General features: G+C 39.1%; 22 protein-coding genes and 1 other RNA gene. 3 read left to right on the top strand and 20 right to left on the bottom strand.

Translation table 11 applies throughout. The annotated features are described in order from the left end of the window. Positions 1-44: 44 nt before the first annotated feature. The 6 genes from mraY to lgt form a co-directional block, all read right to left on the bottom strand. Positions 45-1,037, bottom strand: a complete 993-nt coding sequence (mraY, locus tag ISALK_RS08415; protein ID WP_160721192.1) for a phospho-N-acetylmuramoyl-pentapeptide-transferase — start codon at positions 1,035-1,037, stop codon at positions 45-47. Further along, entirely contained in the window at positions 1,030-2,442 is a 1,413-nt protein-coding gene (locus ISALK_RS08410) for a UDP-N-acetylmuramoyl-tripeptide--D-alanyl-D-alanine ligase (protein ID WP_160721190.1), read from the bottom strand. The genes mraY and ISALK_RS08410 overlap by 8 nt, the downstream gene beginning before the upstream one ends. Before the next feature lie 228 nt (positions 2,443-2,670). Further along, on the bottom strand, positions 2,671-4,869 hold the full coding sequence (locus ISALK_RS08405; RefSeq protein ID WP_160721188.1) for a penicillin-binding transpeptidase domain-containing protein: 2,199 nt from the start codon (positions 4,867-4,869) through the stop codon (positions 2,671-2,673). Positions 4,870-4,889: 20 nt separating this feature from the next. Then, positions 4,890-5,426 (bottom strand): FtsB/FtsL family cell division protein, encoded by a 537-nt coding sequence (locus tag ISALK_RS08400; protein ID WP_160721186.1) that lies wholly within the window; start codon positions 5,424-5,426, stop codon positions 4,890-4,892. Between the two features lie 16 nt (positions 5,427-5,442). After that, the gene (rsmH, locus tag ISALK_RS08395) at positions 5,443-6,378 is read right to left on the bottom strand and encodes a 16S rRNA (cytosine(1402)-N(4))-methyltransferase RsmH (RefSeq protein WP_160721184.1); all 936 of its coding nucleotides are present in this window, start codon (positions 6,376-6,378) and stop codon (positions 5,443-5,445) included. A gap of 140 nt (positions 6,379-6,518) precedes the next feature. After that, on the bottom strand, positions 6,519-7,250 hold the full coding sequence (lgt, locus tag ISALK_RS08390) for a prolipoprotein diacylglyceryl transferase (protein WP_160721182.1): 732 nt from the start codon (positions 7,248-7,250) through the stop codon (positions 6,519-6,521). Between the two features lie 219 nt (positions 7,251-7,469). Between lgt and ychF the strand changes: the two genes are divergently transcribed. Next, positions 7,470-8,564, top strand: a complete 1,095-nt coding sequence (gene ychF / locus ISALK_RS08385; protein ID WP_160721180.1) for a redox-regulated ATPase YchF — start codon at positions 7,470-7,472, stop codon at positions 8,562-8,564. A gap of 141 nt (positions 8,565-8,705) precedes the next feature. Here the strand turns inward: ychF and deoC are convergent, their stop codons facing one another. The 5 genes from deoC to ISALK_RS08360 form a co-directional block, all read right to left on the bottom strand. After that, positions 8,706-9,377, bottom strand: coding sequence for a deoxyribose-phosphate aldolase (deoC, locus tag ISALK_RS08380; protein ID WP_160721178.1), 672 nt, complete (start codon positions 9,375-9,377; stop codon positions 8,706-8,708). A gap of 14 nt (positions 9,378-9,391) precedes the next feature. Beyond that, on the bottom strand, positions 9,392-9,973 hold the full coding sequence (gene pduL, locus ISALK_RS08375) for a phosphate propanoyltransferase (RefSeq protein ID WP_160721176.1): 582 nt from the start codon (positions 9,971-9,973) through the stop codon (positions 9,392-9,394). Between the two features lie 16 nt (positions 9,974-9,989). Next, positions 9,990-10,532, bottom strand: coding sequence for a hypoxanthine phosphoribosyltransferase (hpt, locus tag ISALK_RS08370; protein WP_160721174.1), 543 nt, complete (start codon positions 10,530-10,532; stop codon positions 9,990-9,992). Positions 10,533-10,546: 14 nt separating this feature from the next. Then, positions 10,547-11,392, bottom strand: a complete 846-nt coding sequence (locus tag ISALK_RS08365; RefSeq protein ID WP_160721172.1) for a 3-hydroxybutyryl-CoA dehydrogenase — start codon at positions 11,390-11,392, stop codon at positions 10,547-10,549. A 101-nt stretch (positions 11,393-11,493) separates the two neighbouring features. After that, on the bottom strand, positions 11,494-12,270 hold the full coding sequence (locus ISALK_RS08360; protein ID WP_306770722.1) for an enoyl-CoA hydratase-related protein: 777 nt from the start codon (positions 12,268-12,270) through the stop codon (positions 11,494-11,496). A gap of 259 nt (positions 12,271-12,529) precedes the next feature. On the opposite strand from ISALK_RS08360, the gene ISALK_RS08355 reads away from it, so the two are divergent. Continuing rightward, on the top strand, positions 12,530-14,143 hold the full coding sequence (locus ISALK_RS08355) for a putative manganese-dependent inorganic diphosphatase (RefSeq protein WP_160721170.1): 1,614 nt from the start codon (positions 12,530-12,532) through the stop codon (positions 14,141-14,143). Positions 14,144-14,220: 77 nt separating this feature from the next. On the opposite strand, the gene ISALK_RS08350 is transcribed toward ISALK_RS08355, so the two are convergent. Next, positions 14,221-15,069, bottom strand: coding sequence for a universal stress protein (locus tag ISALK_RS08350; protein ID WP_160721168.1), 849 nt, complete (start codon positions 15,067-15,069; stop codon positions 14,221-14,223). Beyond that, on the bottom strand, positions 15,059-17,059 hold the full coding sequence (gene tkt, locus ISALK_RS08345) for a transketolase (protein ID WP_160721166.1): 2,001 nt from the start codon (positions 17,057-17,059) through the stop codon (positions 15,059-15,061). Before tkt ends, ISALK_RS08350 begins: the two co-directional genes overlap by 11 nt. A 191-nt stretch (positions 17,060-17,250) precedes the next feature. On the opposite strand from tkt, the gene ndk reads away from it, so the two are divergent. Beyond that, positions 17,251-17,658 (top strand): nucleoside-diphosphate kinase, encoded by a 408-nt coding sequence (ndk, locus tag ISALK_RS08340; protein WP_160721164.1) that lies wholly within the window; start codon positions 17,251-17,253, stop codon positions 17,656-17,658. Positions 17,659-17,664: 6 nt separating this feature from the next. Here the strand turns inward: ndk and ISALK_RS08335 are convergent, their stop codons facing one another. The 7 genes from ISALK_RS08335 to dnaG form a co-directional block, all read right to left on the bottom strand. Continuing rightward, positions 17,665-18,669, bottom strand: coding sequence for a slipin family protein (locus ISALK_RS08335; protein ID WP_160721162.1), 1,005 nt, complete (start codon positions 18,667-18,669; stop codon positions 17,665-17,667). 20 nt (positions 18,670-18,689) lie between these two features. Continuing rightward, positions 18,690-19,988 (bottom strand): NfeD family protein, encoded by a 1,299-nt coding sequence (locus ISALK_RS08330; protein ID WP_306770724.1) that lies wholly within the window; start codon positions 19,986-19,988, stop codon positions 18,690-18,692. Positions 19,989-20,209: 221 nt separating this feature from the next. Further along, positions 20,210-20,550, bottom strand: an RNA gene (gene rnpB / locus ISALK_RS08325) — RNase P RNA component class A. Positions 20,551-20,616: 66 nt separating this feature from the next. Continuing rightward, positions 20,617-21,726: a Nif3-like dinuclear metal center hexameric protein gene (locus ISALK_RS08320; RefSeq protein WP_160721158.1), complete on the bottom strand. Its 1,110-nt coding sequence runs from the start codon at positions 21,724-21,726 to the stop codon at positions 20,617-20,619. Next, the gene (locus ISALK_RS08315; protein ID WP_160721156.1) at positions 21,717-22,493 is read right to left on the bottom strand and encodes a tRNA (adenine(22)-N(1))-methyltransferase; all 777 of its coding nucleotides are present in this window, start codon (positions 22,491-22,493) and stop codon (positions 21,717-21,719) included. The genes ISALK_RS08320 and ISALK_RS08315 overlap by 10 nt, the downstream gene beginning before the upstream one ends. A 120-nt stretch (positions 22,494-22,613) precedes the next feature. Next, positions 22,614-23,759, bottom strand: a complete 1,146-nt coding sequence (gene rpoD, locus ISALK_RS08310; protein WP_160721154.1) for an RNA polymerase sigma factor RpoD — start codon at positions 23,757-23,759, stop codon at positions 22,614-22,616. Further along, on the bottom strand, positions 23,752-25,587 hold the full coding sequence (gene dnaG / locus ISALK_RS08305) for a DNA primase (protein ID WP_160721152.1): 1,836 nt from the start codon (positions 25,585-25,587) through the stop codon (positions 23,752-23,754). The genes rpoD and dnaG overlap by 8 nt, the downstream gene beginning before the upstream one ends. Positions 25,588-25,773: the final 186 nt, after the last annotated feature.

Below are 25,773 nucleotides of genomic sequence, written 5' to 3'. Positions count from 1 at the left end.
TTTCAAACCGGACACTAACGATACTGAATAAATATAAATCATATTTAACGAATAGCAAACACTGCGAATACAGCCAGCATTGTGGTTGCGGTCCAAAATACCGTTACCACCTTCGTTTCTTGCCAACCGCTCATTTCAAAGTGATGATGAATCGGACTCATTTTGAATACCCTTTTTCCGGTAAGCTTAAAGGAGATGACTTGAATAATAACTGAAAGAGATTCGATAAAAAAGATCCCTCCCACTATAGGGATCAATAACACGCTTTCCGTCAATACGGCCACTGCTACAATACCCCCCCCAAGAGCCAATGATCCGGTATCACCCATAAAGACCTTCGCCGGGTTTGCATTGAATATTAAAAACCCAAGACAAGCTCCGGCAATTGCTCCGCTAAAAATACCCGCTTCTATAAACCCTAAACTTGTGGCGAGCAAAGCGAAAAAAACCGCTACCACTGCAGATACCCCGGAGGCCAGTCCATCTAATCCATCCGTTAAATTTACACTGTTTACTGTTGCAATTATCACAAATATCATAAAAGGTATGTAAAATCCGCCTAAATCAAGATATTCCGGAATGATGAACCCTCCTATCTGAATACTTTCCTTAATAAAAGGGACCAGTACAAAAGTGCTTCCCGAAGTTTGCAAATGGAACAATACCAATAATAGAGCAGCAAGAAATTGCATAATAATCTTTTGATAGGCCCTCAGACCAAGATTTCGTTTTAATACAACTTTGATGAAATCGTCAACAAAACCGATGGCTCCAAAGACCAGAAGAGAGAAAATAAGGATCCACATTTCCGAACTGCTCCCACCAATAATCAAGGCGGCAATAATCGTAGCCAGGATGATGATAATCCCTCCAATAGTTGGCGTTCCAGCTTTTGAAAAGTGACTTTCCGGCCCCTCTTCCCTGATACTTTGGCCGGCTTTTATTCGTCTTAACAAAGGGATTATCAATGGACCTGAGAGAGCTGCAAGAAAAAAGCTTACAAATAATGTGATGATGATTTGAGTATAGTTAAGCATTTTGTTGTCTTCCTTTCTTTAGGATTTCAATAATTTCTTCCATTTTCATGCCCCTCGAACCTTTAATCAGCACGAGATCTTCCTGCTTTAACAGTCTATCTAAAAGCTCTGCAGCTTTTTTATTTGTCTCAACATGTTCTACCATCTCCGAAGGAAAGCCCTGTTCGATCGCTTCTAGACCAATCCACTTAGAATCAGTCCCTTTGGTAATTAATCGGTGGAAACCGCCTTTTGAAATAAACGAACCAACTTTCCGATGCCCCTCCTGAGAATACTCCCCAAGTTCAAGAATATCTCCCAGAACTAATATCCGGCGACAACCTTCCATTTTTTTTGCAACAGCTATGGAAGCTTCCATAGACTCGGGACTGGCGTTGTATGCATCGTTAATGATCTTTGCCTTTGAAATTTCATGGGTTTCAAATCTCATATCAGAGATCTTAACTTTCCCTAGCCCCTGCTGAATGTACTTATATTCCATATCATAATAACAACCAATCCATATTGCGCTTAAGGCATTGACTATTTGATGTTTCCCAGGAAGTCTTATGTGAAACTTTCTAATTTCGCCGGCTATTTGAACCTGAAATTCACAACCGGTGTCCTCTTCCCGAATTTCAAGAGGATAAAAGTCATTACGTTTATTAATTCCGTAAAACACTTTTTCATAAGGGGTGTCCATAGTTCGAAGACTCCAAAGTAAAGGATCATCTCCATTTAACAAAAGAACATCTCCCTCTTTCAGCTCACTTGCTATTTCTAACTTAGCCTTTAAAATATTTTCTTTGGATTTCAGGTTTTGAATATGGGCTGATCCAATATTCGTAATTACTGCAATATTAGGGGGTGCAAGTTTTACCAAAGTTTGAATTTCCCCTAAATCCGACATTCCCATTTCCAGCACTGCCAGTTCGTGATTTTCCTGAAGGTTCAGCAATGTTAACGGAAGCCCCACTTCATTATTGAAGTTCCCTTTAGTTTTATGGATAGAGAAGTCTTCTTCAAGCACTTGAGCGATCATATCCTTCGTGGTGGTTTTTCCCACACTTCCAGTAACACCGATGATCTTCGGTGAGATTTTAGCCGTTTGATACCGTCCTAGGTTTTGCAAAGCTACTAAAGTATTATCCACTTCAATGACATTTATCTCAGGATAGTTTTCAAGGATTTCCTCTGTTTTCAAATTACTCCAGAATTTTTCTTTAAAAAAACCTAGGGCTCCTTTATCGATGGCTTGATAAATAAACTCATGGCCATCGAAATTTTCTCCTTTAAGCGGCAAATAAAAATCCTTTGGGCGGATGGTTCTAGTGTCTATGGATAAGTTTTTGACCGAGGTATCCGGATCCCCTTGAATCAATGTTCCCTTCGTAGCTTCCAACATGTTTTTTATTGTTAAGTTCAAATTGATCCTCCTTCTAAACTTTCGTTCGTTTTAACAAGAGATGTTTTGTAATCTAAAAGTTTTACAATCATCTATATTATAGCAGATTTCATCCAAGGTTATCTATGGCTATTTAGTCTTTATTACTATTTAGATTCACTTCTTTATCTCCAAAGTTTACTATCGGTATATAACTATAATTAAAAGAGAAAACTATTCCCCATTACTATCTCTGAGGAATAGTTTCTTTTATTGAAATTCCACTACGATAACCTTTTCTTTTTCCACAATCGTACCCGGTGCAGTATCCTGATTCACGACTCTACCTTCTCCTTGTACTTTAAGCTGTAACCCCATAGCTTTCAGTATTCTTTTCACTTCCGATACAGTCATTCCTTCCAGGTCTGGCATAAGCAGTTCTTCTTCCTGGTCACCCTGTTCAATATAAATACTGATTGTAGAATTTTTTTCGACTTTTACCCCGGGCTTTGGACCGGTTTCCACAACTAAAGCTTCTTCATTCACCAAAAATTCATTAACCACCAGATACTCTAAATTATCATGCCCCAGTATTTCCCTGGCCTCTTTTAGTGTTTTATTCAGTACGTTTGGAACTTCAATTTTTTCCTCATCCTCAATTTTCTCTAGTTCTTCCTCTGTATATCTTGGTTCAATTCCTAAATAGCGAAAAGTTTCGGAAAAAATTTCACCAGCAATGGGAGCAGCGGTGGTATTACCATAAAGGGTTCCTCCCCTTGGTTCATCTACAATGGTTATTACTGCAATTTCCGGGTCATCCATAGGGGCTGCTCCGACAAAAGAACCGATAACCACCCCCGAGGGGTAATGGCCATCCACTAGCTTTTGTGCAGTCCCCGTTTTTCCTCCTACCGCATAACCGGGGACATAGGCCTGACTGTTACCTAGACGCATAGCTTCTTCAGAAATCCGTCGAATATCCCTGGATGTCTCTTCGGAAACCACTTGACGTACCATCCGATGCTCAACTTTCTCTACTGGGTTTCCCTCAGCATCCAAAAGTTCTTTAACAATCTGAGGTTCCATTAGTTCCCCATTATTTACCGCCGCTGAATAAGCGGTTAGAATCTGTAAAGGTGTGGTATTAAAAGATTGGCCAAAAGACATCGTTGCTAAATCCCGGGTGAAATTTTCCGGTCCTTCGGGTCGTACCTCTTCCAAACTTGGGATAATAGATCTTGATTCTCCAGGAAGATCGACCCCTGTCAGATCAAAAAATCCAAAACCTTCGATGTACTCATAAAAAGCCTCGCCTCCCAAATCTTGGAGCATCTCAACAAATACGGGATTATCTGAATTTCTGTAAGCTTCGGAAAAAGTTTGATGACCAAAAGGATCATAATATCGCCAACTGCGAATAGGCGGTCCTCCTACATCAATATAACCATCGGAATAATATTCGGAGTCCAAACTTGCCGTTCCCTCTTCTAAGGCCGCAGCAGCAGTAATTGCTTTAAATGTAGAACCCGGCTCATAACTATCATTAATAACAGGGTTTCGCCACATGCTGAACCAATACTCCAATCGCTCTTGAGAATCCATTAAAGCTAAAGCTTCTTTTTCCTTCAGATCCAAAGGTTCCCGTGGATTGTTAGGATCGTAATCCGGTTTTGCAGCCATTGCCAATATTTCTCCGGATTTCACGTTCATAACCACTGCCATCGCTCGCTCCGGGTTGTGAATCTCCATAGCATTGTCTAAAGCTTTTTCCGTAATATGTTGAATCACCTCGTCGATAGTCAGAACTATTCCTAATCCTTCTTCCGAAGGGTGATATACTTCTGAAGAAGAGGAAAGTTGTCTTCCGTCACGATCCACAGTTCTTATCCACCTTCCGGGAACGCCGCTTAAATGTTTATCATATCTCAACTCAATCCCTGCAACTCCCTCATTATCCGCATCGGTATGACCCAGTACATAGGACGCAAAATTACCATAAGGATAATAGCGTTTATGATCGTCAGTTATCCATATTCCCCGAAGTCCTTTATCTTCAATTTCTTTTCCTGTAGATCGGTCTACCCAACGCTTTATAGTTATCACCTGAGACGTTTCATTTTCCATTCGTTCCAGTAAGTCTTTGGCATCAACTTCCAACAGCTTCGCTAAAACCTTCGCCGTTTCTTCTTTGTTGCCTATTTCATCAGGACTGGCATAAACCGCATGGGTACTGGCACTTAACACAAGTTCTTTTCCATTTCGATCATAAATTGTCCCTCTACTGGGAGTGAGGGTGATATCACTGGTTTGTTGTCGCCTAGCCATCTGTTGAAACTCTTCTCCACGGATTACTTGAAGCCACCCTAAACGTAGAACCAGAGCAAATATGCAAAGACTTAAGGTTAAAAACACTAGAACCAATCGGGTCTTGGTGGATTTCCCAGGTTTTTGATTCTGATTTCTCGTCATGCTGAACCTCCTTCATAGGTCTAAAACAGAGCCTCTACCCTGGATAACCACTGCTGTACTCTTTCATTAGCTTTTTCCATGAATCCCGGGGCTAAAGACTCCCGGTTATCTAACTCTTCTAAATGGTTGGCAACTCGATTAACCTCATTAGAATCCACCTGTACATAATTCACTTCTTGAATCTCAGGATAAATCATTTCTAATCTTTCAGCGGCTTCAAGCTCCACACGATTAGAGCGGGACAAAGTTTCCAGCTCGATGCGTAGGGCCCGCTCATCATTTTTCAACTCTGTTATTGCACTGTTAAGTTGATGAATATCATGTCGAGCTTCAGTAATCATTACATATCTTAACAGCAATCCCAGGGAAACCAAAGTAATCACCAGAATCATCGTGCAAAACAATAATTTTTCCAGACGATATTTCTTTTGCATTTCTTCATGCTGTTTTCGAAGTATTTTCTTTTTTTTCTTTTTATGAGGTTTTGCTCTACCATTTTTCAACGGTTTACTATTTATTTCTTCCGGATAAATAATTTCTTCTCTTGCGGCCTCCATGCTTTTCACCTCACTCTTATCGTTTTTCCATTATTCTCAGCTTAGCACTTCTGGATCTTGGATTTTGCTCCAGTTCTTCCTCCGAAGGAAGCACCGGTTTTCGGGTAATGATTTTTACTTCCGAGCGTTTATCACAATTGCAAATTGGAAATTCCGGCGGACATACACAAGACTTGGCAAGCTCTTTATAGGTATTCTTTACTATTCGATCCTCTAAGGAGTGAAAAGTGATAATCACCAGTCTGCCTTTTGTTTTTAGGTAAGGCAAAACGGATTTAATTGTGTCTTCAATAATCCCCAACTCATTGTTTACCTCTATTCGAATCGCTTGAAAAGTTCTTTTAGCCGGATGAGGTCCTTTCTCACGAGCTTTTTTAGGAATAGCTCTTTTAATGATGTTTACCAATTCTTCGCTCCGGGTAATCTCTTTTTCTTTTCGATCTTCTATAATGAATTTCGCAATTCTCTTTGCCCAATTTTCCTCTCCATATTCTTTGATAATTCGATGGAGTTCTTCTTCGCTATATCGGTTCACAACTGTTTTTGCAGTGAGTGACGCATTGGTATCCATTCGCATATCCAACTCCGCATCCTGCATATAGGAAAAACCCCGATCTGCCGTATCTAATTGATGGGAAGATACTCCGAGATCCAATAACATTCCGTCAATTTCGTTAATTCCCAATTCCGTTAGAACTTCTTGGATATTTCTGAAGTTATTATGTACCAGTTGCACATGTTCTTCATAATTTTGTAACTTTACTTTGGCATTGTCTAAAGCTTGTTGGTCCTGATCAACTCCAATTAAAAGGCCTTCGCCTCTTAGTTTCTTAACAATTTCTAAACTATGGCCGGCTCCTCCCAGGGTACCATCCACATAGATGCCATTCTCGTATATATTAAGTCCTTGAATACATTCATGTAATAATACAGATTCATGATTATAGTTCATTGTAATCTCCTTTTCTATACTTTTGTCGGATTTCCTATTACTATACTTATATATTCGCTGTTTTTCAATGAAAATCCTTCTTTTTTTTAAAAAAAACTAAAAAAAATAAAAAAACTGCCATTTTTGGCAGTCTTTTATGACTAGTGTGTTTTTTTCCTAATCAAAATATGGCGAATCCCAAAGGCTGCAAGGATTAAAGCTACACTGATCAGCTGAGCAACCCGGAACTGACCAAGCATTAAACTGTCCGTCCTAAGACCTTCAATAAAAATTCTTCCCAAAGAATATAAGGCAATATACAGTAAAAACACTTCTCCTGTAACCTTTTTTTTCTTAGAATAGACCAATAAAAATACAAACACACCGATATTCCAGAGAGATTCATATAAAAAAGTGGGATGGACCATTTCTCCGTTAACTTCAATCGCCCAAGGTAAATCCGTAGGCCCTCCGTGGGCCTCTTGATTTACATAATTCCCCCAACGACCAATGGCCTGTCCTAAGATAATACTAGGAGCCACGATATCTGCCAACTTCCAAAAATATATGTTTTTGTATTTAGTAAAAAGATAGCCCCCAAGAACTCCTCCGATCAAACCGCCATGAATCGCCAACCCTCCGGATCGGAAGGAAAATACATCCAAAAGACTGTGGATTTCAGGATTGTAAGTGAAAACAAAATAGTAAACCCTCGCACCTATTATAGCAAGGGGAATAGCGACAATAGACATATCCACTATAGTATCGGAATGCAGTCCAGCTCTATTAGCCCTAATACTTGCAACGACAACTCCGAGGATCATTCCAAAGGAAATAATAATCCCATACCAAGCCACGTCCACTCCAAAAATTGTAAAAGCTATTTGATTCATTATAGCAGCTCCTTTAACTCTTTAAATTCAATTCCGTTCATATCCTCCATTATAGGCAAGACCTTAGGAAAAGTCAATTGTTTTGAAGTTTTGGTTGAAGGTTTAACGGTTATAAGGTATAATCGTATAGGTTTACATTATAAACGTTCTATCGGGATTTTTCATGCACATCCCTCCTATAGTTCTTAAATAATTACATTGAAATGAGAGGAAGATTTTATGAAGTTAGGAATAGTTGGTTTACCCAACGTTGGAAAAAGCACATTGTTTAATGCGGTTACTAAGGCCGGAGCCCAATCGGCAAACTATCCGTTTTGTACCATTGATCCGAATATCGGCGTGGTATCCGTACCGGACAAACGTTTAAAAGTACTTGAAGAAATGTATCAATCAAAATCCGTAATCCCTACCTCTATAAATTTTTATGATATTGCAGGTCTTGTTAAGGGAGCTAGTAAAGGAGAGGGCCTGGGTAATAAATTTTTATCCCATATTCGGGAAGTTGCCGCTATCTTACATGTAGTTCGTTGTTTTGAAGATTCCGATGTGACTCATGTAGACGGCAGTGTGGATCCAGAAAGAGATGTAGAAACCATTGGTTTAGAGTTAATTTTTTCCGATATAGAAACCATTGAAAAGAAAATGGAACGTTCGAAAAAGCAAGCTAAAACTGATAAATCCTTACAGGAAGACATGAGAATACTTGAATCCATAAAAGAACGTCTTGAATACGGTCACTCTGTAAGAGAGATGGATTTGAGCGAAAAGGAAGAGTCTGTAACTCGTGAGCTGAACCTTTTATCTTCCAAACCCGTTATTTACGTAGCGAATGTCTCTGAAGAGTATATTTCCGATGACACCTTAAGCAATAAGTACCTTGAAGCATTGCAAAAAATTGCGGATGCTGAGGGTTCCGCCATGATTAAGGTATGTGCAAAAATTGAAGAGGAAATATCAGAACTTGAAGAAGAAGAGAAGGCTATGTTCTTAGAAGACTTGGGACTGGAAACTTCCGGCCTCGATAAACTCATTCAAACCTCCTACGAACTTTTAGGTCTTATAACGTACTTAACCGCGGGACCACAGGAAGTTCGGGCTTGGACGATTAAAAAGGGAACGAAAGCACCCCAAGCCGCTGGAAAAATTCATACCGATTTCGAGCGGGGGTTTATCCGGGCGGAAGTCACCGCCTTCGATGATCTTGTTGCTGCAGGAAGTCCTGTGGCGGCTAAAGAAAAGGGATTAGTTCGCTTGGAAGGCAAGGACTATGTAGTAAAAGACGGAGATGTGATTCTCTTTCGATTCAATGTATAAGACTCCCTATTTTTCATTAATCAACTGTATAACCCGTAAGTAAATCCTATGGTTTTCACAAAACATTTCAAAAAGGATGGCACTCATATCAGAGTGCCATCCTTTTTACTCGTACTGATTTTTACATCTTTTGAGTTATCTTTACTTACTTTTCTGCTCTTTTTCAAACTCTTCCACAATATCCACGGATGCGCTGGCTCCAATTCGCGTAGCTCCAGCCGCGATCATTTCCTTTGCCTTAGCAAAATCTCTAATCCCTCCGGAAGCTTTTACTTCTACGTCGGGACCTACGGTTTTTTTCATCAAGGCAACATCTTCCTTCGTGGCACCGGCCGTACTAAAACCGGTTGAAGTCTTTACAAAATCAGCCTTGGCTTCCTTTGCCAACTCACAGACTTTAATTTTTTCATCATCACTTAGTAAGGCCGTTTCAATAATTACTTTAACAGCGGCCTTTCCCTTTGCTATATCCACAACAGCCTTAATATCATTAAAGACGTAATTATGGAAACCATCCTTCAGAGCACTGATATTGATAACCATATCAATTTCTTCCGCTCCTTTCATAATGGCATTTTCCGTCTCGAAGACTTTTGTTTCCGTAGTTGAAGCCCCTAGCGGAAATCCAACTACTGCTGCAACTTTCACTTCTGTATCCTTCAAGAGTTCTTTTGCTTTTTCCACATAAGCCCCATTTACACAAACCGCATAAAAGTTATATTCTATAGCTTCTTTTACGAGTTTTTCAATATCCCCTAGTCGGGTATCCGCTTTTAGCGCGGTATGGTCTAAGTATTTTTCAATAGACTTCATTTTATTTTCTCCCCCTATTCTGTGATCATCTCAACTAGTACCCCATTCTTGAGGTTCGCTGCATTTCCTTCATCGGTGTCTAAGTGCATTTCCAGGGCATATTTGGGACTTACCCGCACAAGTACGTTTTCAAAAACAACAGCCCGTTCTCCAGAGGTTCTGACTTTCACCTTTTGTTTATCTACCACATTAAACCGTTCCGCATCAGAGGTATGCATATGAATGTGTCTCGCAGCAATGATTACGCCTTTATTAAGATTAACTTCTCCTTTTGGCCCCCTAAGGGTTACTCCCGGACTTCCTTCGATATCTCCGGAGTCCCGAACTGGAGGTTTTACGCCTAATATAAAACTGTCACTAACTGAAACTTCAATTTGAGTTTGAGGTCTTGCAGGGCCAAGCACTCGAATTCCTTTAATTTCTCCTTTCGGACCGATCATATCCACTTTTTCTTCACAGGCGAATTGTCCCGGTTGGGATAGGTCCTTCAACGTACAAAGATTGTAATTTTCACCAAACAATTGCTGAATATCTTCTTGGGATAAATGTAAATGTCTGTTGGATAAAGCTGCGGGAATCATTTTTTTCTCCGTCATAGGTATTCCTCCTTTTTTACTGGTAAACTTCTCTTTTAAGTGTTGCAATATAGGGAAGGTTTCGATATTTCTCTGCGTAATCAATTCCATAGCCTACAATAAACTCATCGGGAATTTCAAACCCCACGAAATCCACAGGGATTTCTACTTTTCTTCGATACTCTTTGTTTAAAAGAGTAACGATTTTTATACTGTTGGCTTTTCTAGTTCCCAAATTTTCAGTAAGATAATGTAGGGTTAATCCTGTATCGATGATATCTTCAACAATTAAAACATCTTTGTTTTCTACTTCCATATCCAAGTCCTTGACAATTTTAACAACACCGGAACTCTCTGTGGATTGTCCATAACTGGAAACCGCCATGAAGTCGATGTAAAGAGGGATATTCATTTTCCGAACTAAATCCCCTAAAAACACATTAGCTCCTTTTAAAATTCCGATCACCACTAAATCCTTTTCCCTATTTTTATAATGCTTTTCAATGGATTTCCCTAGTTCCTCGACTTTCTTTTGTATTTCCTCTTCACTAAACATAATTTCTTGAATGTCTTTTTCCATAAGTACAGTCCTTTCTATGCGTAAGAGTAAAAGCCTTCGCCGGTTTTTCTTCCTAGTTTTTGTGCCCGAACCATTTTTCGCAGTAAAGGATGAGGTCTGTATTTGGAATCTGCGAACTCTTCATACAAGACTTCCATTATGGCTAGGGTAACGTCTAAGCCAATCAAATCTCCTAGAGCAAGGGGACCAATGGGATGATTTGCCCCGAGTTTCATAGCTTGGTCAATATCCTCAGCCTTTGCTACTCCGTCCCCTAATACACCGATGGCTTCATTAATCATCGGTACAAGTATTCGATTTACAACAAAACCCGGGGCTTCCTCGACTTCCACAGGAGTTTTCCCGATGTTTACCGTTAGTTCCACCACTTGATCTTTTACTTTTGCATCTGTGGTAATTCCTTTGATAATTTCTACAAGCTTCATCATTGGTACAGGATTGAAGAAGTGCATCCCCAAAACCTTATCAGGCCGGGAAGTTGCTGTGGCTATTTCCGTAATCGATAAAGAAGAAGTATTCGTTGCTAAAATGGTATCCTCTTTACATACTTCGTCAAGCTCCTGAAAAATCTTTTTCTTTACCGCCATATTTTCTGTAACTGCTTCAATAACCATATCACAATCCTTGATTTTTTCAACTTCAATAGTAAAATCAATGCGATTCATGGTTTCTTCCAGTTCAACTTCTTCCATTTTTTCTTTGGCAATCAACTTCCCTAAACTTTTTTCAATAGATTTCCTTGCCTTTTGTAAATTTTTCTCCGAGAGATCTCGAACTACGACATCGAAACCCTTCACCCCAAAAGTCTGAGCAATTCCTGTTCCCATGGTTCCTGCACCTAAAATGCCTATCTTTTTCATATAAACCCTCCTCTTTTTAGTTTTTATAAAAGAACCCTAACACACCTTATTCCTTTAGTAAATGAATCTTCTTTCACTGGTATTTATTGGTTTGGATGGAATCACTTAAAGTTTGGTTTCCTTTTATTTAAAAAAGCATCCATACCTTCTTTTTGATCCTCTTCAGCAAAACAAAGACCGAACAAGTCCCGTTCAATTAAATTCGCTGTGTCTAAATTTTGCATGTGGGATTTCTCAATAGATATTTTGCTGTATGCTACCGCTGTTTTACTATTATTACTAATTTTCTTTGCCACCTTTGTAGCTTCTTCCACAACCATTCCTTCAGAGGTAAGCCGGCTAACCAAACCGATTTCATAAGCTTTTTCACAATTGATAATCTCTGCAGTAAAAATCAATTCCTTCGCCTGGGATATCCCAACATGTTTTGCTAATCGGTGGGTTCCGGAAAATCCAGGGGTGATCCCGAGACCTACTTCTGGTTGTCCAAATTTGGCATTTTCATCGGCTATGCGGATATCACAACTAAGGGCTAATTCCATTCCTCCCCCCAAGGCATAACCATTAATTGCCGCAATAACAGGACAGGGAAATTGTTCAATCTTTTTAAAAAGAGACTGCCCTGTTAAAGCAAAATCCCTGGCCTGTTGGGGAGTCATACCGCGCATCTCCTGAACATCGGCTCCGGCTATAAAAGCCTTCCCTTCCCCTGTAATAATTAAAGCTCTTAGTTTTTCATTTTCCAATTCTGAAAAAATCTGCTGTAATTCATATAAAAGTTTGTGATTAAGAGCATTAAGAGCTTTGGGCCTGGAAATCATAATTTTCCCGATCTTTTGATCAATTTCAGTGTATTTTATTGTTTGATAATCTTTCAATGTATCCCCTCCTCTTATGATTCTTCATTATATTATAACAAACTTCATTCCCAGTTTGTAGACAGGCCACGGATTTCTTTGTTTTTTTGTGTAATTTTTGTCTATAGCTCTATTGACTTGGATGTTTTTTCTATATATTATAGGGGTACTTCTTTTGATGAACCCTAAAGAATTTTTCTAAAATGATATGCTGTTTTCTATGGTTCAATATTATAAGGCAAATTGTTAGCTACTAATTTATTTATAAAGGAGCAGTGTTATGTCAACTTTAATTTTTGGTCATAAAAACCCCGATACAGACTCTGTAGTATCGGCCATATCCTTATCTTATTTAAAAACACAACTAGGATACGAAACGATGCCCTGTATATTAGATCCTATAAACAAAGAAACCGCCTTTGTTCTTGATTATTTCCAATTAGAAATCCCTCAACAAATTGATAACGTTAAGGTTCAGGTTAAAGATCTGGATTTCCATATTACTGAAGGTATCAAAGAAAGCACTTCAATTCTCTCCGCCTATAATCTTATGGACAAAGAAAAAATTGCCACATTGGCTATTGTAAATCAGCTAGGAGAGTTACTAGGGATCGTTAGTATCAAGGATATTGCTGTCAGCCTTATTACCGGAGACTTCCGAAAACTGGAAACCTCTATGGACAATCTTATTTCCGACCTAGATGGGAATTTGCTTTCGAAGGGCTTATGGTACTTCAGAGGGAATGTGTCGGTAATAGATGATTACCATAAAACCATCCGAGGTCTCTTAGGTCCTGAAGATATAATCATTGTCGGGGACCGCTACGACATTATAGAATACGCTATTGAATCCAATGTACAATTAATTGTTGTAACTGGAAACCGGGAAATACCTGAAAAATTTCTTATTCGAGCTCAAGAGCAGAATATTGCCATGATATCCGTTCCCTATGATTCTTTGTATACCACAAGAGTCATTGACCAATGCAATTACATCTCTAAAATTATGCGTTCCACTAATATCACCCGATTCAGTAATAGAGACTATTTGGATGATGTAAAGGAAACCATGAGCCAAAGTCATTATAGAAACTATCCCGTAGTCAATCAGGATAAGAAATTCTTAGGCTTTGTGGGACGGAAGCATATCCTTAATCCAAAAAGAAAAAAAGCCATCCTAGTGGATCACAATGAATACGCCCAAAGCGCTGAGGGTCTTGAAGAATCTGAAATTCTGGAAATAATCGATCATCATAAATTAGGTGATATTTCCACCGCCATGCCAATATCCTTCAGGAATAATCCCGTAGGAAGTACAGCTACCATAGTTTACTCTATGTTCCGGGAAAACCAGGTAAAGATACCTGTTTCCATTTCCGGAATCTTACTTTCCGGGATTTTGTCCGATACTTTATCCTTTAGGTCTCCCACTACCACTCCAGCTGATCAAGCAGCCGTTAAATCATTAAATGAAATTCTTAACTATGATTTGGAAAACTATGCTATGAAAATGTTTAAAGCCGGAACATCCTTAGAAGGACAAAGCATCGATGAAATATTTTATAAGGATTATAAGGAGTTCAATTTGAACTTTTATAAAGCAGGTATCAGTCAAGTTTTCACTTTAGACATTGAAGAAGTCTTCCGGCAAAAAGAAGAGTTTTTAGCTTTCATTAATCAAACTCATAAAAAAGAAAATCATGACATCACCCTGCTTTTAATCACTGATATCCTTAAAGAAGGCTCTTATATTCTCTATGCATCAAAAAAAACAAATATTATATCAACCGCTTTCAACATTCCAAAAAAACAGGGGGGGTTTATCCCCGGAGTGGTTTCAAGAAAAAAACAGGTGCTTCCAAGACTAATAAATGCAATCGAATTAATGGAGTAAAAAAACCCCGAAAATTAGTTATCCAGTCTAATTTTCGGGGTTTTTTACTTTTTCCGTCATTATTATGGTTTTGTGTTTTAAACCTCCTGTGACGGGAAAATAAGCACCGGCGCCTTTGAATTGGTTATTACCGTTGTTGCGGTGCTTCCAATTAGTAGCTCTTTAATTCTTCCTTCCCCTCTTTTAGAGAGAATTACCAGATTCACCGCTTCATTTTCCGCTACTTCCAGAATGTTATTCGATGCCGTTCCCTCTTTAATAATATAATTCGAGGCAAATCCTGCGTTGAACAAATCCATTCGAATTTTCCCTAAATGTCTTTCAAGTTTGTCTCTTGCCTCGGTTAGCTCTTCTTCAGTTTGACTATACTCAATAGCCGAGACCAAAAGGATTTCCCTGATTTTTTTCATTCCTTTTACTTTTTCTAACACACCCATTGCATGAGAAGAATAGTCGATCGGAAGCAACACTTTATCAAACTTGTTTTGAATGAGGGTCCGGTTCTGGTCTTTTTCTACCCCCTTATATTTTTCTACAAGAACCGGTATTTTGCTGAGTCGAATCACATCAAAGGTTGTGCTTCCCAAAAGAATCCGTTTAATAAATCCTTTCCCGTGGGAGCCTATCAAGATTAAATCAACATTCTCTTCCTCCCCTTTTTTCACAATATCTTTCGCAGGAGTTCCTATTTTAATGTCGATCTTAACCTTCAATCCCTCCTTTTCCAACTGCCGTTGATCCGCTTTTAGCGCTTCTTTTTTCTGCTTCTGAAAACTAGGGGCGTTACTTCCTGCAGAATCAATTTCAACCACATTGAAAACAATTACCTCTTCCAGTCCTAAGTCTTTTAATTCATATAATGTTTGAACCAATTTTTCAGACTCTACAGAGAAATCTGTACAAAGCAGGACTTTTTTAAATTCCATTCTTAATCCCCCCTAGTTTTTCAAGTATGCTTTTCATGATGACCTCTGCTTCAAAACCGAATTTTTTTCCCACTTCCGATCCGGGACCACTAGCTCCATAGGTTTCCATTGTAATCATAAGATCCTTTTCTCCTAAGAAGCGATACCAACCACTTTTGACTCCGGCTTCTATCAGAACCCTAAGCCTACTAGGGTCTCCAAGAACCTCTTCTCTGTATTTTTCCGGTTGCTCTTCAAAGGTTTTACGATCAGGAACCGAAACCAACCTGGAAGAGATGCCTTTTTCTTTTAATGCTCTACGGACTTCCATGGCTAAGGATACTTCACTTCCTGTTGCCATTAGTGTTACTTTTTCTTCAAGGTCCTCCGCTACAACATAGCCCCCTTTCGTAAATTTATCAATATCTTTTTTATCTTCGATTAAAGGTACGCCCTGTCTACTTAGAATAAGCGCCGTGGGGCCCTCCTGGTTTTCCAAGGCTTCAATCCATGTTTTTACAACTTCTTCCGTATCTCCGGGCCTTAGCACTTTCAAGTTCGGAATAAGACGTAAAGATTCCAGATGTTCCACTGGTTCATGGGTTGGTCCATCCTCTCCGACATAAATTGAATCATGAGTGAAAATAAAAATCACCGGTTGTTTCATAATCGCAGCCATACGAATCGACGGCCTCATATAGTCGGAAAAGACTAAAAAAGTTGAAACAAAAGGTCTAAGTCCTCCGTATAATGAAATACCGTTAGCCACACCCGCCATAGCATGTTCCCGTACACCAAAGCGAATGTTCCTTCCATTAAATTGTTGCTTTTGTATTTCACCATAGTTATTCAAATAGGTTTTTGTCGATGGGGATAGATCAGCGGAACCACCAATAAGATTCGGCATAACCTCAGAAAGACGATTCAGTACCTCCCCGGAAGATTTTCTAGTGGCAACTTTACCATTTGAATCCAAAGGATAGTTTTCTAGTAATTCCAAAGCTTCTTCCGGCGTGTTTCCGCTTAAAAATTGATTCAGTTCATTTTTTAAACTGGGATATTTCAGAGACCAAGTATTATAGAGCTCTTTCCATTCTTCATACTTCATTTTTTTGGTCAATTTTAACTCTTCAAAATAATCCGTAACCTCTGGAGAAATGTAGAATTCCTCTTCTACCGGAAGACCTAAGAACTTTTTCATCCCTATCAGATCCTCTTTGCCCAGAGGTGCACCATGAACATCAGCAGTATCCTGTTTGGTAGGGGCTCCATAACCAATATGGGTTCTTGCAACGATCAGTGTCGGCTGTTCTTGATTTGCTTTCCCTTCCTTTATGGCCCGGCGAATCTGACCTACATCATGTCCATCAATATCTTCAATCACCTGCCAGTTGTATGCTTTAAAACGGTCAGCTACCGACTCGGTAAATGCAATTTCTGTACCACCGCCAATGGATATTTTATTATCATCATAAATTGCGATCAGTTTTTCCAGCCCCAAATGTCCTGCAAGGGATGCAGCTTCCGAAGTAACTCCCTCCATCATGCACCCATCTCCCAGAATGGTGTAGGTATAATGATCAATAATATTTAAAGAGTCACGATTGAATTTTTCTGCTAGAATTTTTTCCGACAAAGCCATACCCACAGCATTTGAAAACCCTTGTCCTAATGGACCCGTGGTCGCTTCCACTCCGGGGGTGTCTCCATATTCAGGGTGCCCCGGAGTTTTTGAATCCACCTGGCGAAATTCTTTTAAATCATTTAATGACACGTCATAACCGGTAAGATGTAAAAAAGAATACAACAGCATAGATCCATGCCCCGCGGATAGAATTAATCGATCCCGGTTGATCCAATCCGGTTCCTCCGGGAAATAGTTTAGATACTCTCCAAAGAGCACCGCTCCGATTTCAGCACAACCCAGGGGTAAACCGGGATGACCGGAGTTGGCTCTTTCCACAGCATCCGCTGATAAGCCTCTTACAATATTTGCAACATCTTTTAACATATGCAGCCCTCCATTTTGTAGTATTATTCTTTGTAGTATTATTCTTTGTCCTATATTATACCCATAGATTTACTCTTTAATGACCGATTATTAAAATACAAGCTAAACTTTGTAGCTTCCTATGATTTTTCAGTTGCAGAACCTTTCGATAATTTGTATAATTACAATAGAATACATTGGAGGCGATACCTATGGAAAGAACTTTTGTCATGATAAAAAGCGACGGAGTACAAAGAGGTCTGGTGGGAGACATCCTTACACGAATCGAAAAGAAGGGCTATCGACTTATAAAAGCCGAATTAAAACAACCGGATCGAAATACTGTGGAAGCCCACTACGCAGAACATAAAGATCGCCCCTACTTTCAGTCCTTAGTTTCCTTTATTTTGGAAGGACCGGTTATGGCCATAGTAGTTGAAGGGGAAAACATTATAAAAGTAATGCGTTTGATGATTGGAGATAAAAATCCGGGAAAAGCGATTCCCGGAACAATTCGAGGTGATTATGCAAAGGATACTACCCGAAACTTAATTCATGGGGCGGATTCCATAGAATCCGCCCAAAGAGAAATAGCTATTTGGTTTCCTGATGAAGGATAAACTCTATCAATTGTTTTTCTCATCATCCGCATTTTCTTTCGGGCCTTTCTTCGGCCCTGCTTTATTTTCATTTTCGCCGGGTTCTTTTTTCTGCTTTTCCACCATTTTTTTTGCTTTTTCCATTTCTTCAATATCTTCTATTTTCTGTTCTTCAATGTCTTTTTTTATCTTTTCTTTTTTTTGTTCAATATCTTGATCGGCTTTATTTTTTTCCCGATAATCCATAGACTCTTCCATTATTTTATCAAGGTTCGGAAGCAGACGTCGCATTTCCATAGGAACCGGGAATAAAATGGTGGTGCTTTCTGAATTGGACATGTCCGAAATGGTACGCAGGGTCCTTAAGGTTAAGGACCCTTCTTGATGACTAAGGATCTCTGCTGCCTCAGAAATTTTTACCGCGGCCTGTTTTTCACCTTCCGCTTGAATGACTACCGCTCTTCGATTACGCTCCGCTTCTGCTTGACGGGCAATGGCCCGTTGCATAGTTTCCGGTATAATCACATCTCTAAGTTCTACTGCAGTGGCTTTAATCCCCCAAGGGTCTGTAGCTTCGTCTACGATCTCTTGAATTTTTTTATTGATCTTTTCCCTCTCGGAAAGCAGTTCATCGAGATCCGCTTGTCCCACAACACTTCGCATAGTTGTTTGGGCAAATTGACTGGTAGCATCATAAAATTTTTCCACATTTACGACGGCTTTATCCGGCGCTGTAACTCGGTAGTAAAGCACAGCATTCACCTTACAGGTTACATTATCCCGGGTAATAACTTCCTGAGGCGGTACATTGTCTACTACGATCCTTAAAGAAATTCGCTCAATTTTGTCAATAAACGGGATGATAAAAACTAACCCCGGGCCTTTTACTGTCACTAAACGTCCAAGACGAAACAAAACTCCTCTTTCATATTCAGGAAAAATTTTGATTGCCATCTTCAGCAAAAGAAAGAGAATTACTATTAAAACAATAAATGGAACGGCACCTTCTACATTTTCAATAATCTCCGTCATATTTAATCATCCTTTCTCCGTTATTTGTCTTTCCTTTCCCTTTCATCATGCTTTCCCTGTTCTTTTTCAACAATACACACCATACCTTCTCTATTTAAAATCCGAACCTTTTCCCCTTCCTGAATTGTAACAGCATCCTTGGATTTTGCTCGCCATATCTCTCCCTGTACTTTTATCAGCCCTTCAGGGTCAATGGTGTCATTAACAATACCTATAATATCAGCAAATTCGTCATCCCCATGGATCACTTTAGATTTTTTCAAACGGTAAAGAGCGGCTACAATAACAATCAAAAGAACCGAAGCAATGATCGCAACACCGATGGCAATGGTTCGAAACTCTGCTAACCAACGTTCTGAAGCTAGGGGTTCTACAGGTAAATATACTATCCCGAAAATCATACTGATCACTCCTCCAGTTCCGAGCACACCATAAGTTGGTGTGTAAGCTTCCGCGATGATTAATCCTACGCCTAACAAAATCATTATTGCAGCAAAGACGTTCACTTCAAAAAGTCCTAACCCGTAGAGAGCTAATACAAGGGCAATGGCCCCCAGGACTTCAGGGAAAAAGGTCTCCGGCGCGTTGAATCCGATTACCAGCCCGTACACACCTAATAGAAAGAGTATAAAGGCAATCTGGGGATTGCTTATCAAATGGGTAATGGTATCCCTTGTGTTCTTCTCAATATTTTGGATTTCTGCATTATCTGTGTTTAGTGTTACTGTTCTTGTCTTTAGCACAAACTCAAGACCGTCTATATCCTCTAACAAAGCCGGAATATCCTCGGCTATATCATCAATGATCTCTAATTCAATTGCCTCCCTTCCGCTTAAAGTCAGATTTTCTGTTACGAAACGTTCTGCTACATCCGCAGGGCGATTTCTGGATTCTGCAATGCTTCGAATATGACCGGCCAAGAACTGTACAGTTTTGTCATCCGCCGGTTCGCCTTCCCCTTCCGGACTCATGGTCACTGGCATTGCTGCGCCGATGGTAGTGCCCGGTGCCATGACCGCCTTATGGCCTCCTAATAAGATAAATGTTCCTGCAGAGGCTGCAATTCCCCCATCGGGATAAACATAGGTAATAATGGGTACATCGGCATTGATCATATCAGAAACAATATCTAAGGTTGCATTAACAAGACCTCCCGGGGTGTTAAGCAGGATCAGTAAGGCCTCGGCACCTTCCTCCTCCGCCATCTCAATTCCTCTCTGTATATGGGATGTTGTACCTGCTGTAACCATTCCTTCTACCTCGATACTATATACAGTAGCTCTCTTATTGTCTTCTTGCCCGTATCCAACAGTTAACATACTCGCAATCATAACAAAACATAATATCAATAGAGGCCATGGATGTCTCATCTTTTGAAAAGATTTCAATTCAATCCCCCCTTTCTATTCCAAAACAGAAATAACAGGCATTCTATTTTATAAATACCCCATTAAAGTGACTTTAAGAACCGGAATTAGAAGTTATTCAAAAATCAAAAAAAGAAACACCCTTTACTAGGGTGTTTCCTTTTTACTCTCAAAGAGCGAGCAAATCTGTAAGCCGAGTTCTGTATTAAATGGTCATCTATCTAGACTTGCTGTTGCCAGCAAGTTCAAGCAACCTACCACGGGACACGACGGGCAGCCGCATTTCTAGTCCCTACTTGGTCTTGCTCTAGGTGGGGTTTACATAGCAGACTAGTCACCTAGCCTCTGGTGAGCTCTTACCTCACCATTCCAACCTTACCTTCATAGAAGGCGGTATCTTTCTGTTGCACTGTCCTTAGAGTCACCTCCACTGGGAGTTACCCAGCACCCTGCCCTGTAGAGCTCGGACTTTCCTCGTTAACTCTGCGGTTAACGCGACCATTTGATTTACTCGCTCTACATATATTTCATTAGATAATACTACCACAAAATGTCGCGAAAGTCAAAGTTCAACACCTAATCAAAGGACTTTGAAGGGGTTCTTAAGATCCTCAGCTATATAGATTTCCACTTCTTCTTTAAACCGATTTTTTAGTTGATTTTTTATGAACTCTCGGAAAATTATTTCACTTTCATAATGCCCAATGTCTAATATCGATATTTCTTCGTCCATAGCGTCCTGGGCTTCATGGTATTTTAGATCTCCGGTAATAAAACAATCTGCTCCTGCTTTATTTGCCTGTTGTATAAAATCTCCACCGGACCCGTTTAAAATCGCAACCGTAGAGATTTCACGATGTAAATCCCCTACATAACGCACTTCTTTTAATTTTAAAACCTTTTTCAAGTATTCTATAAAACTCTCAACACTTGTAGCCTGTTTAAGCCTTCCGATTCTTCCCAATCCAACTTTCCCTAAAGGAATTTCCAAAGGATAAAGATCATAAGCCACTTCTTCATAAGGATGGACCTTTTCCACTTCTTTTAACAGTTTTCCAATATTTTTTCGCTCTACAATAGTTTCTAGTTTGTTCTCTTCTGTCCTCTCCAACTCATCTTTCTTCCCAAGAAAAGGGTTGGAGCCCTCCCCAGGCTTAAAAGTTCCGATGCCTGCAGTTCCAAAGGTGCAATGACTATAGTTTCCGATATGCCCACCGCCACCTTTGTCTATAGCCTCAATTACTATCTCCCTATGAGTTTCGGGAACGTAGACGATAAATTTACAGTATGGCTTTATTTCCAAAGGACTGATTACATCCATGTTCTTTAATCCAATTTTTTCACCAATATATTCATTGAGTCCTTCCGGAGCAATATCCATATTTGTATGACTGACATAAATATGAATATCCTCTTGAATAATCCTTTGAATCATAGCTCCTTTTCTGCTTTCGAAGTCAATCTCATCTAATGCTTTAAAAATTAAAGGATGATGAGAAATGATGAGATCCACTCCCCTCTCCGAGGCTTCTTGAAGAACTTCCAGATTTATTTCAAGCGTAACCATAATCCGCTGAACCTCTTTTTCTGGTGAACCGATCTGCAGCCCTACTCGGTCCCATGCCATTGCATAGGACTTTGGTGCGATGGATTCCATGTGCTTTATAATATCTTTTACTTTTAGAGACATCCTTTTACCTCCTTAAGATTTTCCAATTTTTTCATCGCCCTTTGATTCACTAAATTCGCTGCTTGACTTTTAGCCCCTTGGGTTTCACGGATAATTTTCTCCATTTGGTTAATCTTTTGGTCTAAAAACTTCAAAACAAGGTTCTTAGGGTTCTCAAAAAGAAAAAATCCTAACTCCCATCGTAATTCATTATAAATTTGAAAACCAGTAGGATGGTTTTTAGCTATTTGAGCCGTTTTTTCTCCCAAGACAGAATTCTCCCGATTTGATTTTCCCCCACTGTTTGAGTAAGTTTTTAAAGATACTACAAGGACTTCATAAATTCTCCGGTCTTCCTGTACTAATAGATCCTTTTTGATGTCAAATCCTTGCTTAAACAAATACATACGCAATTCTTTTTGTTGTTGCATAGGTTGTAAAATTATACGATCCACTGACTTTTTTAGGGATCTGCTTTCTTTTAAAATCTCGATTATGAGTTTCCCACCCATACCGGCGATTATCACAACATCTAAATTTTCCGTCTCTAAGGGTAGTGTCCCCGCTCCTAACTTAGTTTTAATCTGCTTTTCCATACCATGACTTTTTATATTCTTATATGCGGCTTTTAATGGCTCCTGATTGATATCTGTTGCAATAACTTCTTTTGCAATGCGATTTTCGACTAAATATATGGGCAGATAGCCATGGTCCGTACCAATATCCCCCACCTTTTCTTCAGACCGAATCTCTTCTGCAATTTTTAGAAGTCGCGGAGTTAGATCCATTTACACTCCTCCCAAATTATGAATGATTTTTTTAAAAATGAAGTTTTCTCTATTTTATCTAATAGGAAACCAATAGATTCGATTAAGAAGCTATTGGCTTAGTTTGATTTGTTTATATGCTTATTCTAAATAGTCTTTAAGCTTTTTACTTCGACTCGGATGCCGAAGCTTTCGAAGGGCCTTTGCTTCAATTTGTCGAATTCGCTCCCTTGTTACCTGAAACTCTTTACCCACTTCCTCTAAGGTTCTTGCTCGTCCATCATCAAGTCCAAATCGCAAGCGAAGCACTTTTTGTTCCCGCAGGGTTAAAGTATCCAGCACTTCAATTAGCTGCTCTTTCAGCAGGGCAAAAGCTGCTGCTTCTGCGGGTGCAGGAATATCTTCATCAGGTATAAAATCGCCTAAATGGCTATCTTCCTCTTCCCCTATAGGGGTTTCTAAAGATACCGGTTCTTGAGCAATTTTTAGGATTTCTCGGACTTTTTCCTCGGTAATATCCATTTCTTTTGCTATTTCTTCGGGATGAGGTTCCCGCCCAAGGTCTTGAAGGAGTTGTCTCGAAACCCGAATCAACTTATTTATGGTTTCCACCATATGCACAGGGATACGAATGGTACGAGCTTGGTCTGCTATAGCTCGAGTAATCGCTTGGCGAATCCACCAAGTTGCATAGGTGCTGAATTTATAACCTTTAGTGTAATCAAATTTTTCCACAGCCTTGATAAGACCTAGGTTCCCTTCCTGAATCAAGTCCAAAAAGAGCATTCCTCGCCCAACATATCTTTTGGCAATACTGACAACCAAACGCAGGTTTGCTTCAACAAGTTTTTTCTTCGCTAGCTCATCGCCTTTTTCCATTCTTTTTGCTAAATCAATTTCTTCCGGTCCAGTCAACAAAGAAACCTTTCCAATTTCTTTTAAATACATTCGGACGGGATCATCAATGTTTACCCCTTTAAGAAGATTTGCGTCGGGCTCCATACTTTCTTTTACCACTACTTCAGGATCAATTTCCACCTTTTTTAGATCTTCCGCTTCTTTTTCTCCAACGATTTCTACGCCCATAGTGGCGAGGTTGTCATAAACTTCATCCATTTGTTCTTTATCCAAATCTACTTTTTCCAGAGAATCCATGATTTCTTTGTAGGTAATCACCCCTACTTTTTTCCCTTTTTCTAATAAATTCTTGATGGCTTCCTGCTCTAATTCCAAAGTTTTTTCTATTTCAATCGGTTCTTTCGGGGTATTTTTTTTACCATTACTCATCCTGGCCCCTCCCTTCTTTTGATTGATGATTTTGAAGTTCTTTGTTAATTTCCATGATTTCCATTCCTATTTTCAGCAATATTCTATCTACCTCTTCCTTCTCAAAGTTGGGACTTTCTATAAGTTCCTGTTGTTTTTTTTCCAGCGACTTTTTCCGATAGATCAACTTATATTTTTTAAGATTATATAAATAATCTTCCAGGATCTTCTGGATTTCTCCCTCTTGACGATCCAGAGAAGAAATTTCATCGAGTAATTCCTTATGTTCCTGCAGTTCATGATCTCTTGTACTGCGCTGATTTTCATAAAATAAATAACCTACTATTTTTTGATGTTTTTCAATAGAAAAGTCCTCAATGTCTACATGTTCTTTGATAAAAGGAATTCGATCCTCATTATCCATCATAAACTTGATAATGAGTTTTTCCAATTTTATGTGTCCATCCTGTTCAATGTCAGGCATAGTATGCAAATAGTTTGTCCTAGATCTATCTTTTGACCCAAGGGAAGTCCCCTGATCTTTAGAGGGCTTGTTGGTGTATTTTTGATTTTTTTCTCGAATCTCTTTTAACAAAGATTCTTTGGAAAGGTTCAGTTCCTTCGCTACTTCTTCAGCATAAGCTTCCTGTTCAATCGGACTTTTCACTTGCTGCAAAAGCTTTATTGCTTCTTTGGAAAAATCGACTTTGCCTTCTGTGCTCTCCAAAGAATAATTATCTCTGATTTTTTGGATTTGATACTCAATGTGATTTGGAGATTCTTTTATGCGTCTATAGAAAGTATCTTTCCCCTGACGTCGAATAAAATCATCGGGATCTTCTTTTTTCCCCAAGGAGAGTATCCTTATTTTCAGCCCTTCATTTTCTAGGATTTGAATGCTTCGCAAAGTCGCTTTGACTCCGGCTTCATCTCCATCAAATGCCAGGACAACTTCCTTCGCGTACTTTTTTAACAGCTGTCCGTGTTCTTTGGTTAAGGATGTCCCTAAGGTAGCTACTGCATTTTTAACACCGTTACCATATAAAGCAATCACGTCCATATAGCCTTCCACTAAAATAAGTTGTTGGCTTACGATATTCTTTTTTGCCAAATTCAGCCCATACAAAGTTTTTCGTTTGTTAAAAATTTTAGTTTCCGGAGAATTTAAGTATTTCGGTAAACTTTGATCCAAGACCCTTCCTCCGAAGCCAATGACCATCCCACGGGTATTAAAAATAGGAAAGATGATCCTATTCCGAAAACGGTCGTAATATCGATCCCCTTTCTTATTTTTTAAAATAAGACCGGTTTTCTCAATTGTTTCTTCAGAGTAGTTATCCTTTGTTAAATATTCAAGCAAGCTGTTCCATCGATCCTCTGCTAGTCCAAGTCCAAAGGCTTTGATCTCATTTGAACCTACTCCTCTGTTTTTCAAATATTGCAATCCCTTATTCTGGGAAGATGTCAATTTTCGATAATAAAATAACCCCGCTTTCCGATTAATATCGTAAAGTAATTTTGTTTCCTGCCTTTCGTGATCGGAAATATCATCTTCCAGCTCCACATTAATATTTGCTTTTTCTCCCAGCATTTTCAGGCTATCAATGAAATCCAAATTTTCCATTTTCATAACAAATTGTAAAACATCACCGCCTTCTCCACATCCAAAGCACTTATATATCTGCTTTTCTTTATTAATCATAAAAGAAGGAGTTTTTTCGTTATGAAAGGGACACAAAGCTTTATAGGATGAACCTGAAGACTTTACCTCAATATAATTTCCAATAATGTCGACAATGTCATGGGCTTCCTTAATTTCTTCAACTTTATTTTCACTTATTTTTCCCATAGGATCACCTTATTTTTTTGAGTTATCATTTTCATGGGAAACTTTCACCCACGAGCCTTATATTATAACCATATTTCATCAAAAAAATCAATAAAAATCAAAGATGAAATATCTCTCACTTATAAATTAATTCGACATCCTTCTTTTAAATCCTTCTTAATTCCTAAAAAAAATATATTCAGAATA

It is taken from the genome of Isachenkonia alkalipeptolytica, from assembly GCF_009910325.1.
Classification (GTDB): Bacteria; Bacillota; Clostridia; order Peptostreptococcales; family T1SED10-28; genus Isachenkonia; species Isachenkonia alkalipeptolytica.
This window is presented reverse-complemented; position numbering and strand designations above follow the sequence as displayed.